Here is a 15453-nt window from a genome sequence, read left to right on the forward strand (position 1 = left end):
AGGAGAACCGGTCGGCCCGTGCCTACGACACGCCGAAACGCGCCGCCAGCGCGTCGCGTTGCCGTCGTACGAATCCCGCGTCCACCACCGCTCCGTGACCGGGTACGTACAACGCGTCCTCGCCGCCCAGGGAGAGCAGCCGGTCCAGGGCGTCCGGCCAGCGGGACGGAAGTGCGTCGGGGCCGGCCTGGGGCTCGCCCGACTCCTCGACCAGGTCGCCGCAGAAGACCACCTCCGGCGCGCCGGGGACCAGGATCGCGAGGTCGTTCGCCGTGTGCCCAGGGCCCACGTTCGCCAGCAGCGCCTGGCGGCCGGCGCCGAGGTCCAGCGTCCACTCGCCGCAGACCAGGTGGCGCGGGGACACCAGCGCGTCCACCGCCTCGTCGGCGTCGGTCACGGAGAGCCCGTTCCGCACGGCGTCCCGGCGCAGTTCCGTGCGTTCGTGGGCGAACACCGCGTCGACCCCCACCGCCGCGTACACCTCGGCCCCCGCGAAGACGGGCGCCCCGAAGACATGATCGAAGTGGGGATGGGTCAGCGCGAGATGGGTCACACGGCCGCCGGCCAGTTCCTCGGCCTGCGCCCGCAGCCGCGCCCCCTCGGCCAGGCTGGCGCCGGCGTCCACCATCAGCGCCGTACCCTCCCCGAGGACCAGCCCGGCCGTGCAGTCCCAGCCGGGCAGCCGGCAGCGGCCGGCCCCGGCGGCCAGCCGCTCCCACCCCAGCTCTTCCCAAGTCACCGTCATACCGCGACGCTAGCCCCAGGAGCCGCCGCGACCGCACCGACCTTGCCCTGGGTGTACCCGACAGCCGTACACTGGGCCGGGAACGCTGGCACTCGCGTGCGAAGAGTGCCAGGCGGACGGAACCGCGGGACAGAGGGGACGACGTGCTGGAGGTGCGCGCGGATGCTGAGTGAACGCAGGCTTCAGGTGCTGCGCGCCATCGTCCAGGACTACGTCGGCACCGAGGAGCCGGTCGGGTCGAAGGCCCTGACCGAGCGGCACAACCTCGGCGTGTCCCCGGCGACGGTCCGCAACGACATGGCGGCCCTGGAGGACGAGGGGTTCATCGCCCAGCCGCACACGAGTGCGGGGCGCATCCCCACGGACAAGGGCTACCGGCTGTTCGTGGACAAGCTGGCGGGCGTCAAGCCGATGACCGCGCCCGAGCGGCGGGCGATCCAGAACTTCCTGGAGGGTGCCGTCGACCTCGACGACGTGGTGGCGCGGACCGTGCGGCTGCTCGCGCAGCTCACGCGGCAGGTCGCCGTCGTGCAGTACCCGTCCCTGACCCGGTCCACCGTCCGGCACGTGGAGCTGCTCTCGCTCGCCCCCGCGCGCGTGATGCTCGTGCTGATCACGGACACCGGCCGGGTCGAGCAGCGGATGGTGGACTGCCCGGCGCCGTTCGGGGAGGCGTCGCTCGCGGATCTTCGCGCCCGGCTGAACAGCCGGGTCGCGGGGCGCCGGTTCACGGACGTGCCGAAGCTGGTCGAGGACCTCCCGGACGCCTTCGAGCCGGAGGACCGCGGTACGGTCTCCACGGTGCTCTCCACCCTCCTGGAGACACTCGTCGAGGAGAACGAGGAGCGGCTGATGATCGGCGGGACCGCCAATCTCACCCGCTTCGGACATGACTTCCCCCTCACGATCCGGCCCGTCCTGGAGGCCCTTGAGGAGCACGTGGTGCTCCTCAAGCTCCTCGGCGAGGCCAAGGATCCGGGCGTGATGGTGCGCATCGGGCACGAGAACGCCCACGAGGGACTCAACTCCACCTCCGTCGTGTCGGTCGGCTACGGTTCGGGCGGCGAGGCGGTTGCCAAGCTCGGCGTGGTCGGACCGACCCGCATGGACTACCCGGGAACGATGGGAGCGGTACGCGCAGTGGCACGGTACGTCGGACAGATCCTGGCGGAGTCGTAAGTGGCCACGGACTACTACGCCGTTCTCGGCGTGCGCCGCGACGCGTCGCAGGATGAGATCAAGAAGGCGTTCCGCCGGCTCGCCCGCGAGCTGCACCCGGACGTCAACCCCGACCCGAAGACCCAGGAGCGGTTCAAGGAGATCAACGCCGCTTACGAGGTGCTGTCGGACCCGCAGAAGAAGCAGGTCTACGACCTCGGCGGCGATCCGCTCTCCCAGTCCGGCGGCGCCGGCGCGGGCGGCTTCGGGGCCGGCGGCTTCGGCAACTTCTCCGACATCATGGACGCGTTCTTCGGCACGGCGTCGCAGCGCGGGCCCCGCTCGCGCACCCGCCGCGGCCAGGACGCGATGATCCGGATCGAGGTCGAGCTGGACGAGGCGGCCTTCGGGACCACCAAGGACATCCAGGTCGACACCGCGGTCGTCTGCAACACCTGCAACGGCGAGGGCGCGGCTCCGGGCACCACCGCCCAGACGTGTGACATGTGCCGTGGCCGCGGAGAGGTCTCCCAGGTCACCCGGTCCTTCCTGGGCCAGGTCATGACCTCGCGTCCCTGCCCCCAGTGCCAGGGCTTCGGCACGGTCGTGCCGACCCCGTGCCCGGAGTGCGCCGGCGACGGCCGCGTCCGCTCCCGCCGGACCCTGACCGTGAAGATCCCGGCCGGTGTCGACAACGGCACCCGGATCCAGCTCGCCGGTGAGGGCGAGGTCGGTCCGGGCGGGGGTCCCGCCGGTGACCTGTACGTCGAGATCCACGAGCTGCCGCACGCCACCTTCCAGCGGCGCGGCGACGACCTGCACTGCACGGTCACCATCCCGATGACCGCGGCCTCCCTCGGCACCAAGGTGCCGCTGGAGACGCTGGACGGCATGGAGGAGGTCGACATCCGGCCCGGCACCCAGTCCGGCCAGTCGATCCCGCTGCACAGCCGGGGTGTCACACATCTGCGCGGCGGCGGCCGGGGTGACCTGGTCGTACACGTCGAGGTGCAGACGCCGACCAAGCTGGACCCCGAGCAGGAGCGGCTGCTGCGCGAGCTGGCCAAGCTGCGCGGCGAGGAGCGACCGCAGGGGCAGTTCCAGCCCGGGCAGCAGGGGTTGTTCTCGCGGTTGAAGGACGCGTTCAACGGGCGCTGAGCCACTGGCCACGGGGTGCCCCGGCACCCCGTATGCCAGCGGTTTATGCCATCGGACGCCCGGATTCGGACTCGTTCGAGGGACGTGACAACATGCGGTCATGTCCTCCGCGCTGACCGATCTCTTCCCCCACCCGATCGTGCAGGCCCCCATGGCGGGCGGTGTCTCCGTCCCGCAGCTCGCCGCCGCCGTCTCCGAGGCCGGTGGTCTCGGGTTCCTCGCCGCCGGATACAAGACCGCCGACGGCATGTACCAGGAGATCAAGCAGCTGCGGGGGCTCACGAGCCGCCCGTTCGGCGTGAACGTGTTCATGCCGCAGCCCGAGTATGCCGAGTCGGGTGCCGTCGAGGTCTACGCCCACCAGCTGGCCGGCGAGGCCGCCTGGTACGAGACCGAGCTGGGCGATCCGGACAGCGGCCGCGACGACGGCTACGACGCCAAGCTCGCGGTACTCCTCGACAACCCGGTGCCGGTGGTCTCCTTCCACTTCGGTGTGCCGAGCCGGGAGGTGTTCGACAAGCTGCGCCGGGCCGGCACCCTCACGCTGGTCACCGCCACCACCGCCGAGGAGGCCCGCGCGGTCGAGCAGGCCGGCGCGGACGCGGTGATCGCGCAGGGCGTGGAGGCCGGCGGTCATCAGGGCACCCATCGGGACCTGGCCGAGAACGACGGTTCCGGCATCGGACTGCTGTCGCTGGTCGCGCAGATCCGCGAGGCCGTGGGCATTCCGGTCGTCGCCGCCGGTGGCATCATGCGCGGCAGCCAGATCGCCGCCGTCCTCGCGGCCGGCGCGAGCGCGGCCCAGCTGGGCACCGCCTTCCTCGCCACCCCCGAGTCCGGCGCCGACGCCCTGCACAAGCGGGCGCTGACCGACCCCCTGTTCGCGCGCACCGAGCTGACGCGCGCGTTCTCCGGGCGGCCGGCGCGCGGTCTGGTCAACCGGTTCATGCGCGAGCACGGGCCGTACGCCCCCGCCGCCTACCCGGAGGTCCACCACCTCACCTCGCCGCTGCGCAAGGCGGCCGCCAAGGCCGGGGACGCGCAGGGCATGGCGCTGTGGGCCGGCCAGGGCCACCGGCTGTCCCGGGAGTTGCCGGCCGGGCGGCTGGTGGAGGTACTGGCCGCCGAACTCGACGCCGCCCGGACAGCGTTGTCGGCCGAGGACGGCCTGGGCGGCCCGCGATGACCGCGCCGGTGTTCGTCGTCGACTCGCTCCAGGGCGTGGGCCCCGGCTCGCTCGTCGACGTGCGCGGCCCCGAGGGGCGGCACGCGGTCTCCGTACGGAGGTTGCAGCCCGGGGAGAACGTGGTGCTGACGGACGGCCAGGGGCGGGGCGCCGCCGGTGTCGTCGTCAGTGTGTCGGGCAAGGACCACCTGGTGGTCGAGCCGTTCGAGTTTCCGGTGGAACCCGAGCCGAGCCCCCGGATCACCGTCGTCCAGGGCCTGCCCAAGGGCGACCGTGGCGAGCTGGCCGTGGAGACGATGACGGAGACCGGCGTCGACGCGATCGTGCCCTGGCAGGCCGCCCGCTGCATCACCCAGTGGAAGGGCGACCGGGGCCTGAAGGCGCTCGCCAAGTGGCGGGCCACCGCGCGCGAGGCGGGCAAACAGTCCCGCCGGCTGCGCTTCCCGGAGGTCGCGGACGCCGCGACCACCAAGCAGGTTGCCGCACGTCTCGCCACGGCCGACTTCGCCGCCGTGCTCCACTCCGACTTCGAGCACGGGAGCCGGCCGCTGGCGACCGCCGAACTGCCCGCAGAGGGCGAGATCGTGCTGGTCGTCGGTCCCGAAGGCGGCGTCGCCCGGGACGAGCTCGCGCTCTTCGAGGAGGCGGGTGCCAAGGCGTACGTGCTCGGCCCCACCGTGCTGCGGACATCGACCGCCGGCACCGCCGCCGCGGCCCTGCTGCTGGGCCGTACCGGCCGCTGGTCCTGACACCTGGGGGACACCGTGGAACTCGCCCAAGTACGGCTGCTGGTGACCGACTTCGCCGCCTGCTACCGCTTCTACGCCCACGTGCTCGGCCTCAAGCCGCAGTCCGGGGCGACCGAGGGGCCGTACGAGAAGTTCAGCCCGCACACCGGCTCCGCAGGGATCGCGCTGCAGGACCGGGCGATGATGGCCGAGATCCTGGACGAGCTGGGCGAGACGGCCACGGGGCACCGCTCCCTGGTCGTCCTGCGTGTCGACGACCTGGACGCCTACTGCACGGAGATCACCTCCCGCGGCGCGACCCTGCTGCACGGCCCTGCCCCCCTGACCGACCGCATGCGGGTGGCCCACCTCAAGGACCCGGAGGACAACGTGGTCGAACTCCAGCAGTGGCTGCTGCTGCGGGGCTGACGGCGACCGCGGGCAGCAACGTCCACCCGTCCCGTCCACCTGTGGCCGGCTCCAGCCGCCGTATTCCTCCCGAACGGGTGAGTGGCCGTAAGCGGCCTTCCGTGCCCCCCGCGGCGGTGGCACTCTGCCCTGCATGGGGGTTCTACGACGGAATCGGCGGGGGACGCGGCTCGTGGCCGTGGTGGGGCTGGTCGTCGGTGGCGGTGCGGCCGTGGTCGCGTGCCAACCCGGTGATCTGAGCACCGCCGGTGCCGCCTACACCACCGACACCACGGCGACGGCCAGGCTCGAGCAGCAGCACGTCGACGTCGGTTGGCTCACCTGCACCGGTGACTACGGCGACGGCGGCAAGGCGGCGGGTGGGGCTCCCTCGGCGAGCGAGACCACCGTCGTCTCTGTCGACTGCCGGGGCGAGACCAAGGACAGACGGAAGATCACCGTCACCGGCAAGGTCACCAAGGCCGTCGTCGGTGCGTGTGTACGCGGCGATCTGACGGCGAAGGTCGGCGGCAGACAGGTGTTCCACGTCGACGGGCTCGGCGACTGCGAGGCCACGCCCGGGCCCACGTACAGGCCGCCCACCCATCGTCCCGGCGGAGGGCAGCCGACCGTGACCGTCACCGTCACCCGCACTCTGTGGTGCAAGGGGGATCCCACCTGCTGGCCCGTCCAGGGCAAGTGATCGGAACCGGGGGCGGGGCACACCGGTCGCTGCGTACAGTGACGGGGTGACTCAGGGTGCTTCGACGCGAACCACGACGTCCTCCGCCTATCTCCGATTCCCCCATGTTCACGGCGAGCTGGTGACGTTCGTCGCCGAGGACGACGTGTGGCTCGCGCCGCTCGACGGCGGCCGGGCCTGGCGGGTCAGCGCCGACAACATGCCGGTGACCACGCCCCGGATATCCCCCGACGGACGGTTCCTCGCCTGGACCTCCACCCGTGACGGCGCGCCCGAGGTGCATGTCGCCCCCGTCGACGGCGGCCCCGCCGACCGCTTGACCTACTGGGGCAACCGCCGTACCGAGGTCCGCGGTTGGACCGCCGACGGGCGGGTGCTGGCGCTCGGCGCGCACGGCCAGGCCAGCTTCCGGCACACCTGGGCGCACGCCGTCCCGCTGGACGGCGGCCCCGCCGAGACCCTGCCGTACGGCCCGGTCGGCGATGTGGCCCTTGGCCCGGCCACCGTGCTGCTGTCCGCGCCGATGGGCCGCGAGGCCGCCCACTGGAAGCGCTACCGCGGCGGCACGGCGGGCAAGCTGTGGATCGACCCGGAGGGAACGGGGGAGTTCGTCCGGCTGCACGAGGACGTCGACGGAAACATCGAGTGTCCGGTGTGGGTGGGGGACCGGATCGCCTTTCTCTCCGACCACGAGGGCACCGGCGCGCTCTACTCCTCCCTCGCCGACGGCTCCGACCTGCGCCGGCACACCCCCCTCGACGGTTTCTACGCCCGGCACGCCTCCGGTGACGGCACCCGCGTCGTCCACAGCTCCGGCGGTGAACTCTGGCTGCTGGACGACCTGGAGGGCGCCGAGCCGCGCCGGCTGGACGTGCGCCTAGGCGGGCCACGGGCCGATCTGCGCCCCCGTCCGGTGAACGCCGCCCGCTGGTTCGGCGAGGCGTCCCCCGACCACGCCGCACGGGGCAGCGCCGTGTGTGTGCGCGGCGGAATCCACTGGGTCACCCACCGCTCCGGGCCGGCCCGCGCCCTCGCCGCCACCCCGGGCGTCCGCGCCCGGATGCCGCGTGCCTTCCGCGCCGAGGGCGAGGAGTGGGTGGTGTGGGTGACGGACGCGGAGGGCGAGGACGCCCTGGAGTTCGCCCCGGCCACCGGCACCGTGCCCGGCGCGCCCCCGCGCCGGCTCGCCGCCGGACAGCTCGGCCGGGTCCTGGAACTGGCCGTGGCCCCCGACGGCGGCCGGGCCGCCGTCGCCGCGCACGACGGACGCCTGCTGCTGGTCGAACGGGAGACCGGCGAGGTCCGCGAGGTCGACCGCAGTGACGACGGCGAGGTCTCCGGCCTCGCCTTCTCCCCCGACTCCGCCTGGCTCGCCTGGGCCCATCCCGGCCCCCGCCCGCTCTCCCAACTGCGCATCGCGCACACCACGGACCTCTCGGTCACCGAGGCGACCCCGCTCCGCTTCCAGGACTACGCCCCCGCCTTCACCCTCGACGGCAAACACCTCGCCTTCCTCTCCAACCGCGCCTTCGACCCGGTCTACGACGAGCACGTCTTCGACCTCGCCTTCGTGGTCGGCGCCCGCCCGCACCTGATCACCCTGGCCGCCACCACGCCGTCCCCCTTCGGCCCGCAGCTGCACGGCCGCCCCTTCGAGACCCCGGACAAGGACGAGACCCCGGACAGCGAGGGGACCCCCGCCACCCGCGTCGACCTCGAAGGCCTCGCCGACCGCATCGTCCCCTTCCCGGTGGAGGCCGGCCGCTACTCCACGCTCCGCGCCGCCAAGGACGGCGTGCTCTGGCTGCGCCACCCCGTGCACGGCGTCCTCGGCACGGCCCGCGCCCACCCCGAGGACCCCGACCCGCACACCGAGCTGGAGCGCTACGACCTCGCCCAGAGGCGCCTGGAGCACCTCGCCTCCGACGCCGACCACTTCGAGGTCAGCGGCGACGGCAAACGCGTGCTGCTGTGGTCCGACGGCCGACTCCGGGTCGTTCCCAGCGACCGCCGTACCGGCACCGACGACGACGGCGACACCAGCGTCTCCGTCGACCTCGCCCGCATCCGGCAGACCCTCGACCCGGCCGCCGAGTGGCGGCAGATGTACGACGAGACCGGCCGCCTCATGCGCGACCACTTCTGGCGCCCCGACCTCGGCGGCGCGGACTGGCCGGGCATCCTCGGCCGCTACCGCCCCCTGCTGGCCCGCCTCGCCACCCACAGCGACCTCGTCGACCTGCTGTGGGAGGTGCACGGTGAACTCGGCACCTCGCACGCCTACGTCATGCCCGGCGGCGGTCGCGGCGGCGGCCCCCGGCACGGACTGCTGGGCGCCGACATCTCCCGCCATCCGGACGGAAGTTGGCGCATCGACCGCATCCTGCCCTCGGAGACCTCCGACCCGGACGCCCGCTCCCCGCTGGCCGCCCCCGGGGTCGCCGTCCGCCCCGGCGACGCGATCATCGCCGTGGCCGGCCATCCGGTCGACCCGGTGAGGGGTCCGGGCCCGTTGCTCGTCGGCACGGCCGGCCACCCGGTGGAACTGACCGTCTCCCCGGCGGGCGGCGGCGAACCCCGGCACACGGTCGTCATCCCGATCGCCGACGAGGAACCCCTGCGCTACCACGCCTGGGTGGCCGACCGCCGCGCCCACGTCCACGCCGCCTCCGACGGCCGGCTCGGCTACCTGCACGTACCCGACATGCAGGCTCCCGGCTGGGCGCAGATCCACCGGGACCTGCGCGTCGAGGTGGCCCGCGAGGGACTCGTGGTCGACGTCCGGGAGAACCGCGGCGGCCACACCTCCCAGCTGGTCGTCGAGAAACTGGCCCGCCGCGTCATCGGCTGGGACCTCCCGCGCGGCATGCGGCCCACCAGTTACCCCCTCGACGCCCCGCGCGGCCCGGTCGTCGCCGTCGCCAACGAGTTCTCCGGTTCCGACGGCGACATCGTGAACGCGGCGATCAAGGCCCTCGGTATCGGCCCGGTCGTCGGCACCCGCACCTGGGGCGGCGTCATCGGCATCGACAGCCGCTACCACCTGGTCGACGGCACCCTGGTCACCCAGCCGAAGTACGCGATGTGGCTGGAGGGGGTGGGGTGGGACGTCGAGAACCATGGCGTGGATCCCGACGTGGAGGTGGTGCAGCGCCCGCAGGACTGGGCGCAGGGCCGCGACGCCCAGTTGGACGAGGCGATCAGGCTCGCGCTGGAGGCACTGGAGGAACGGCCCGCGAAAACTCCGCCAGGCATGCCCACCTGATACGACTACGATGCCCCCGTATCGATCACCAGCGTGAGGAGGCACACGCATGGCCGGAGAACCCCAGGACGACTGCCTGTTCTGCAAGATCGTCGCGGGACACATCCCGGCGACGATCGTCCGCGAGACAGACACCACCGTCGCCTTCCGGGACATAAACCCCCAGGCCCCCACCCACATCCTGGTGATCCCCAAGGCCCACTACGAGAACGCCGCCGCACTCGGCGCCGGCGCACCGCAACTCGCCGCCGACGTCCTGGCCGAGACCCAGGCCGTGGCCGACGAGGAGAAGCTCGAGAGCTACCGCATCGTCTTCAACACGGGCAGCGGCGCCGGGCAGACCGTCTGGCATGCCCACGCGCACGTCCTCGGCGGCCGTGGCATGCAGTGGCCGCCCGGGTAAGTCACCGTGTCCGTACGTGAACTGGTGGTCCTCGGCACCGCCAGCCAGGTTCCCACCCGGCACCGCAACCACAACGGCTATCTGCTGCGGTGGGACGGCGAGGGCATGCTGTTCGACCCCGGCGAGGGCACGCAGCGGCAGATGGTGCGCGCCGGGGCCGCCGCCCACGACCTGAACCGGATCTGCGTCACGCACTTCCACGGCGACCACTCCCTCGGCCTGGCCGGAGTCATCCAGCGGATCAACCTGGACCAGGTGCCGCACGAGGTCACCGCGCACTACCCACGCTCCGGGCAGCGCTTCTTCGACCGGCTGCGGTACGCCACCGCCTACCGGGAGACCGTCGGCATCACCGAGGCGCCGGTCGCCGCCGACGGCATCCTCGCCGTGACGCCGTCGTACACCCTGGAGGCCCGTCGGCTGTCGCACCCGGTCGAGTCCTACGGCTACCGCCTGATCGAACCCGACGGCCGCCGGATGCTGCCCGACCGGCTCGCCGCGCACGGGATCAAGGGCCCGGACGTCGGCCGGCTGCAGCGCGAGGGCCGGCTGGGGGACGTCACGCTGGAGGACGTCAGCGAGGTGCGGCGCGGGCAGCGGTTCGCGTTCGTCATGGACACCCGGCTCTGCGACGGCGTGCACGCGCTCGCCGAGGGCTGCGACCTGCTGGTCATCGAGTCGACCTTCCTGGACGAGGACGCCGAACTGGCGGTGGAGCACGGTCACCTGACCGCGGGGCAGGCCGCCGCCGTCGCCCGGGACGCGGGCGTACGCCATCTCGTCCTCACCCACTTCAGCCAGCGCTACTCGGAACCGGAGGAGTTCGAGCGGCAGGCGCGGGCGGCCGGGTTCGCGGGCGAGCTGACCGTGGCGCACGACCTGCAGCGAGTGCCGATTCCGAAACGGCGGTAAACCACCCGTACGATGCTTCGATGCCCCTCCCGAAAGCAGAACTGCACCTCCACATCGAAGGCACCCTGGAGCCGGAGCTGGCGTTCGAGCTGGCCGCCCGCAACGGCGTGACCCTTCCGTACGCGGACACGGAAGAGCTCCGCAAGGCGTACGACTTCGAGGACCTCCAGTCCTTCCTGAACCTGTACTACGAACTCATGGCCGTCCTGCGCACCGAGCAGGACTTCGCCGACCTGGCGAACGCCTACCTGGCCCGGGCCGCCGCGCAGGGCGTCCGGCACGCGGAGATCTTCTTCGACCCGCAGGCCCACCTCGCGCGGGGCGTGTCCATGGGCACCGTCGTGGAGGGGCTGTGGCGGGCCCTCGGCGGCAGCGAGCGCAGCCACGGGATCTCCACCAGGCTCATCCTCTGCTTCCTGCGGGACGAGTCCGCCGAGTCGGCCCTGGAAACCCTGGAGGCCGCGAGGCCGTACCTCGACCGGATCACCGGCGTCGGTCTGGACTCCGCCGAGGTCGGGCATCCGCCGGTGAAGTTCCGGGAGGTGTACGAGGCGGCGGCCGCGCTCGGGCTGCGCCGCGTCGCGCACGCCGGTGAGGAGGGGCCGCCGGAGTACATCAGCGAGGCGCTGGACGTGCTCGGCGTCGAGCGCGTGGACCACGGGCTGCGCTGCATGGAGGATCCGGCGCTGGTCGAGCGGCTGGTCCGGGAGCGGGTCCCGCTCACCCTGTGCCCGTTGTCCAACGTCCGCCTGCGCACCGTCGACACGCTGGCCGACCACCCGCTGCCGGCCATGCTCGACGCCGGCCTGCTGTGCACGGTCAACTCCGACGACCCGGCGTACTTCGGCGGGTACGCGGGCGACAACTTCGCGGCCGTGCACCGGATCCTGGGCCTGACCGAGGACCGGCTGCGCGAGCTGGCCCGCAATTCCTTCCTCGCCTCCTTCCTGGAGGACGACGAGGAGCGCCGGGCCCGCTACCTCGCCGAGGTCGACGCGTACGAGTTCGGCGACGCGGTGTCGTAGGCGCTCCGCGCGGTTACGGCGGGCGTCTGCACCGGGAGTTCCACCACCGGCAGGGGCCGCCTGCCGGCCCGCAGGGCCACCGCCGTCATCGGTACGGCGATCAGCAGCAGCCCGGCGCCGAGGAGCGTCCCCATCGTGGGAAAGCCCACCCACCCCGCCAGCACGCTTCCCGTGAGCGGTCCCGCCGCCGTTCCCAGCGAGGAAGCCGAGCCGACCAGGACCGCCCAGCGGCCGCGCGGGTCGAGGGAGGCGGCGAGGCCGATGACGTACGACAGGACGACCGGGTAGAGCAGGTTCCAGGAGATCTCGCCCGCCGCGAAGGCGCGCGGGCCGGTCGCGGACGCGCTGAGCGCGACACAGCCCGCGATCAGGGCCGTACCGGCGCCGACGGGCAGGGCCAGGCCCAGCCGGGGGCCGAGCGCGCCCGCGCCGAGGACTCCGACGAGTCCGGCGCCGAGCGCGACCGCGAACACCGCGCCGACGGTGACCTCGCTGAGGTGGGCCTGGTCGAGTCCGATCCGGCCGCTGACGCCCCAGAGGGAGTTCTGGACCAGGGACCAGCAGGGCATGGCGGCGGCCAGCAGCAGTCCGGCGCGCAGGTGCGGGAGGCGGCCGTACGGGACGGCCGTACGGGCCGGTTTGGTACGACCGGACAGGCGGCCGGTGAGCGGGAGGACCGCGAGCGCCGTGAGCGCGATGGCCGCCAGGGGCAGGCCGTGGCCGGGGCCGAGGTGCGGGATCGTCAGGTAGAGGGCGCCGGCGAGGGCGGAGACGCCGAGCAGGCCGAGCGTGGTGACCCGGTGCGGGTCGGGTTGCGCGGCGATGCCGCTCGCGGCGACCGCCGTGATCGTGCCGGACCCGAACCCGCCGACGACGGCACCCACGACGACGGCCGGCACGACACCGGTGAGGGCGGCACCGCCGTAGCCGAGGACGGCGAGGGCGAGACCGATCCGGGCCAGGGTGCGGGGGCCGAGGCGGTCGACCCGGGAGGCCAGCAGGAAGCCCGCCGTCGCCGAACTCAGCAGCAGGGCACTGCCGATGGCCCCGGCCTGCGTGGCGCTCAGGGGCAGTCCGCCGTCGAGTCTGCCGACGGTGGTGGGCAGGAGGTACGGGGCGAGATACCCGGCCGTGAAAAGGGCGACGAGGGGCCAGGGCAGGGTGCGGGGGGCGGACACGGGCGTTCCCAGGGCAGGCGTGAGGAAGGGGTGGGGAAAGGAGGGAGAGGGGCGACGACCGTCGAGGGACAGGAACGCGCGAGCAAGTTGTATCAAGCAAGCGGTTCGGGAAGAAGGCCGGGTGGGGTGATCTGGATCACTGTTGAGTTTGTGCCGGGGGAGTGTGGGTAGGCGGGGGCCCTTTCAGGGGAGTGAACGGCTCTTTCGTCTGCCGCTCATTGACGGCCTCGTATGCACGTATCTAACCTCTGTTCTCATACATGGACGAGATTCATAAGGGGAGATGGTCAGCGTGGGCGGCGATCCGAGTCCCGAGGGCGTGGTGCGGCGGCTGCGGGAGGGCATGGCGCGCGGGGTGCTGTCCTTCCCGCTCACCGCCTTCCGGGACGACGGCTCCCTCGACCCCGACGGCTTCCGCTCCCATGTCGCCGACCGGCTGGCCGCCGGGCCCGGCGCCGTCTTCCCCGCCTGCGGCACCGGGGAGTTCTTCTCGCTGGACGAGGAGGAGTACCGCGCCGTCGTCCGGATCGCCGTCGAGGAGGCCGCAGGCAGGGTGCCGGTCGTGGCCGGGACCGGCTACGGCTGGGCGCAGGCCGCCCGGTTCGCGGGGATCGCCGAGGAGGCCGGCGCCGACGCCCTGCTCGTGCTGCCGCACTACCTGGTCGACGCCCCGCAAGCCGGCCTCGCCGCCCAGCTGAAGCGGCTCGCCGAGCGCACCCGGCTGCCGCTGATCGCCTACCAGCGCGGCCAAGTGGCCTATACCGTGGACGCGTTGCGGCGCATCGCGCGCATCCCGAACGTCGTCGGCCTCAAGGACGGCCACAGTGACCTCGACCGGCTCCAGCGCCTCACCCTCGCCGCCCCCGACGGCTTCCTCTTCTTCAACGGCGCCGCCACCGCCGAGATCCAGGCCCGGGCCTACGCCGCCGTCGGCGTCCCCGCCTACTCCTCCGCCGTGCACGCCTTCGCCCCCGAGATCGCCGGCGCCTTCTTCGCCGCGCTCCGGAGCGGGGAGGACGGGACGGTCGACAAACTGCTCCGGGACTTCTACGTCCCGTTCGTCGAGCTCCGGGACCGCGCGCCCGGATACGCCGTGTCCCTGGTGAAGGCGGCGGCCCGGCTGCGCGGACAGCGCGTCGGACCCGTGCGCGCCCCGCTCACCGACCCCGCGCCCGCCGACCTCGCCGACCTCAAGGCCCTGCTCACCGCCGGACTAGACCTCGTAGGAGCCTCCCTGTGACCCGTGACCTGACCATCGCCGAGGTGCGGCTGACGCCGATCCTGGTCGCCGACCAGCCGCTGCTGAACACCCAGGGCGTGCACCAGCCGTACACCCCGCGGCTGATCGTGGAGATCGTCACCGCCGGCGGGATCACCGGGCTCGGCGAGACCTACGGCGACACGAAGTACCTGGAACTGGCCCGCCGGCCGGCGGAGCAGCTCATCGGACGGTCGGTCATGGATGTGAACAGGCTGTTCGCGATCGACCTCGGCGTGGACGCGTCGCGGGTCCAGGGGGAGGTGGACGCCGGTGGCCTGCGCGGCGTGCAGAGCGCCGACAAACTGCGGCTGTCGGTGCTGTCCGCCTTCGAGGTCGCGTGCCTCGACGCCCAGGGCAAGGCACTCGGACTGCCCGTGCACGCGCTGCTCGGCGGCAAGCTGCGGGACACCGTCGAGTACAGCGCCTACCTGTTCTACAAGTGGGCCGGGCACCCGGCGGGGGTCCCGGCCGAGCCGGACGACTGGGGTGACGCGCTCGACCCGGCCGGGATCGTGGCACAGGCGCGGACCTTCAAGGAGCGGTACGGCTTCGGGTCGTTCAAGCTCAAGGGCGGGGTCTTCCCGCCCGACGAGGAGATCGCGGCCGTACGGGCCCTCGCCGAGGCCTTCCCCGGACACCCGCTGCGCCTCGACCCCAACGGCGCCTGGTCCGTCGAGACCTCGCTGAAGGTGGCGAAGGAACTCGGGGACGTCCTGGAGTACCTGGAGGACCCGACGCTGGGCACGCCCGCCATGGCCGAGGTGTCGGCGAGGACCGACGTGCCGCTCGCCACGAACATGTGCGTGACCACCTTCGGGGAGATCAAGGAGGCCTTCACGCGGGACGCCGTGCAGGTCGTGCTCTCCGACCACCACTACTGGGGCGGACTGCGCAACACCCGTCAACTCGCCGCGGTCTGCGAGACGTTCGGGGTCGGCGTCTCGATGCACTCCAACACCCATCTGGGGATCAGCCTCGCCGCGATGACCCAGGTCGCGGCCACCGTCCCCGGCCTGCACCACGCGTGCGACTCGCATTACCCCTGGCAGTCCGAGGATGTCCTCACCGAGCGGCTCGAGTTCCGTGACGGGAGGGTCGCGGTCTCCGACGCACCCGGCCTCGGGGTCGAGCTCGACCGGGACGAACTGGCCCGGCTGCACCGGCGGTGGGCCGAGGACGACGGCTCCCTGCGCGACCGCGACGACGCGGCGGCGATGCGGGCCGGCGACCCGGGCTGGCGGCAACCGGTGATGCCCCGCTGGTAACCCCCTGCACGACGGGGTGATTGGTGCACACTGGCCAGATCCGCACCACGCCAGGGAG

Annotated in this window: 14 protein-coding genes; 12 read left to right on the top strand and 2 right to left on the bottom strand. The window is 72.9% G+C overall.

Translation table 11 applies throughout. The features are described 5' to 3' along the window. Positions 1 to 22: 22 nt before the first annotated feature. Positions 23 to 745 carry an MBL fold metallo-hydrolase gene (locus AB0L59_RS02605; protein ID WP_365578399.1) on the bottom strand — a complete coding sequence of 241 codons (723 nt, stop codon included), beginning with the start codon at positions 743 to 745 and terminating at the stop codon, positions 23 to 25. A 162-nt stretch (positions 746 to 907) separates the two neighbouring features. On the opposite strand from AB0L59_RS02605, the gene hrcA reads away from it, so the two are divergent. From hrcA to AB0L59_RS02655, 10 genes are all read left to right on the top strand, one after another. After that, positions 908 to 1924 carry a heat-inducible transcriptional repressor HrcA gene (gene hrcA, locus AB0L59_RS02610; RefSeq protein WP_270083888.1) on the top strand — a complete coding sequence of 339 codons (1017 nt, stop codon included), beginning with the start codon at positions 908 to 910 and terminating at the stop codon, positions 1922 to 1924. Next, on the top strand, positions 1925 to 3061 hold the full coding sequence (gene dnaJ / locus AB0L59_RS02615; RefSeq protein ID WP_365578401.1) for a molecular chaperone DnaJ: 1137 nt from the start codon (positions 1925 to 1927) through the stop codon (positions 3059 to 3061). 100 nt (positions 3062 to 3161) lie between these two features. Further along, positions 3162 to 4247: a nitronate monooxygenase gene (locus AB0L59_RS02620; protein WP_365578403.1), complete on the top strand. Its 1086-nt coding sequence runs from the start codon at positions 3162 to 3164 to the stop codon at positions 4245 to 4247. After that, positions 4244 to 4996: a 16S rRNA (uracil(1498)-N(3))-methyltransferase gene (locus tag AB0L59_RS02625; protein WP_365578405.1), complete on the top strand. Its 753-nt coding sequence runs from the start codon at positions 4244 to 4246 to the stop codon at positions 4994 to 4996. Before AB0L59_RS02620 ends, AB0L59_RS02625 begins: the two co-directional genes overlap by 4 nt. A gap of 15 nt (positions 4997 to 5011) precedes the next feature. Then, positions 5012 to 5404, top strand: coding sequence for a VOC family protein (locus AB0L59_RS02630; RefSeq protein ID WP_365578407.1), 393 nt, complete (start codon positions 5012 to 5014; stop codon positions 5402 to 5404). Between the two features lie 133 nt (positions 5405 to 5537). Continuing rightward, positions 5538 to 6086, top strand: a complete 549-nt coding sequence (locus AB0L59_RS02635) for a hypothetical protein (RefSeq protein WP_365578409.1) — start codon at positions 5538 to 5540, stop codon at positions 6084 to 6086. A 46-nt stretch (positions 6087 to 6132) separates the two neighbouring features. Further along, on the top strand, positions 6133 to 9351 hold the full coding sequence (locus tag AB0L59_RS02640) for a PDZ domain-containing protein (protein WP_365578411.1): 3219 nt from the start codon (positions 6133 to 6135) through the stop codon (positions 9349 to 9351). Between the two features lie 49 nt (positions 9352 to 9400). Next, on the top strand, positions 9401 to 9754 hold the full coding sequence (locus AB0L59_RS02645; protein ID WP_365578413.1) for a histidine triad nucleotide-binding protein: 354 nt from the start codon (positions 9401 to 9403) through the stop codon (positions 9752 to 9754). A 6-nt stretch (positions 9755 to 9760) separates the two neighbouring features. Next, positions 9761 to 10666 (top strand): ribonuclease Z, encoded by a 906-nt coding sequence (locus AB0L59_RS02650; protein WP_365578415.1) that lies wholly within the window; start codon positions 9761 to 9763, stop codon positions 10664 to 10666. A 20-nt stretch (positions 10667 to 10686) separates the two neighbouring features. Continuing rightward, positions 10687 to 11691: an adenosine deaminase gene (locus AB0L59_RS02655; RefSeq protein WP_365578417.1), complete on the top strand. Its 1005-nt coding sequence runs from the start codon at positions 10687 to 10689 to the stop codon at positions 11689 to 11691. Here AB0L59_RS02655 and AB0L59_RS02660 read toward each other — a convergent pair. Next, on the bottom strand, positions 11643 to 12869 hold the full coding sequence (locus AB0L59_RS02660; protein ID WP_365578419.1) for an MFS transporter: 1227 nt from the start codon (positions 12867 to 12869) through the stop codon (positions 11643 to 11645). The genes AB0L59_RS02655 and AB0L59_RS02660 overlap by 49 nt on opposite strands. Positions 12870 to 13212: 343 nt before the next feature. Here AB0L59_RS02660 and AB0L59_RS02665 point away from each other — a divergent pair, with 343 nt between their 5' ends. Together AB0L59_RS02665 and AB0L59_RS02670 are read left to right on the top strand one after the other, a co-directional pair. Then, positions 13213 to 14109 carry a 5-dehydro-4-deoxyglucarate dehydratase gene (locus tag AB0L59_RS02665; protein ID WP_365579479.1) on the top strand — a complete coding sequence of 299 codons (897 nt, stop codon included), beginning with the start codon at positions 13213 to 13215 and terminating at the stop codon, positions 14107 to 14109. After that, positions 14106 to 15395, top strand: a complete 1290-nt coding sequence (locus AB0L59_RS02670; protein ID WP_365578421.1) for a glucarate dehydratase family protein — start codon at positions 14106 to 14108, stop codon at positions 15393 to 15395. The genes AB0L59_RS02665 and AB0L59_RS02670 overlap by 4 nt, the downstream gene beginning before the upstream one ends. Positions 15396 to 15453: the final 58 nt, after the last annotated feature.

The organism is Streptomyces sp. NPDC052109, from assembly GCF_040680195.1.
Lineage (GTDB): Bacteria > Actinomycetota > Actinomycetes > Streptomycetales > Streptomycetaceae > Streptomyces.

Bases quoted from the DNA above. Each gene is read 5' to 3' on its own strand.
- AB0L59_RS02605 (WP_365578399.1), bottom strand. From the start codon at position 745: ATGACGGTGACTTGGGAAGAGCTGGGGTGGGAGCGGCTGGCCGCCGGG.
- hrcA (WP_270083888.1), top strand. From the start codon at position 908: ATGCTGAGTGAACGCAGGCTTCAGGTGCTGCGCGCCATCGTCCAGGAC.
- AB0L59_RS02620 (WP_365578403.1), top strand. From the start codon at position 3,162: ATGTCCTCCGCGCTGACCGATCTCTTCCCCCACCCGATCGTGCAGGCC.
- AB0L59_RS02625 (WP_365578405.1), top strand. From the start codon at position 4,244: ATGACCGCGCCGGTGTTCGTCGTCGACTCGCTCCAGGGCGTGGGCCCC.
- AB0L59_RS02635 (WP_365578409.1), top strand. From the start codon at position 5,538: ATGGGGGTTCTACGACGGAATCGGCGGGGGACGCGGCTCGTGGCCGTG.
- AB0L59_RS02645 (WP_365578413.1), top strand. From the start codon at position 9,401: ATGGCCGGAGAACCCCAGGACGACTGCCTGTTCTGCAAGATCGTCGCG.
- AB0L59_RS02655 (WP_365578417.1), top strand. From the start codon at position 10,687: ATGCCCCTCCCGAAAGCAGAACTGCACCTCCACATCGAAGGCACCCTG.
- AB0L59_RS02665 (WP_365579479.1), top strand. From the start codon at position 13,213: ATGGCGCGCGGGGTGCTGTCCTTCCCGCTCACCGCCTTCCGGGACGAC.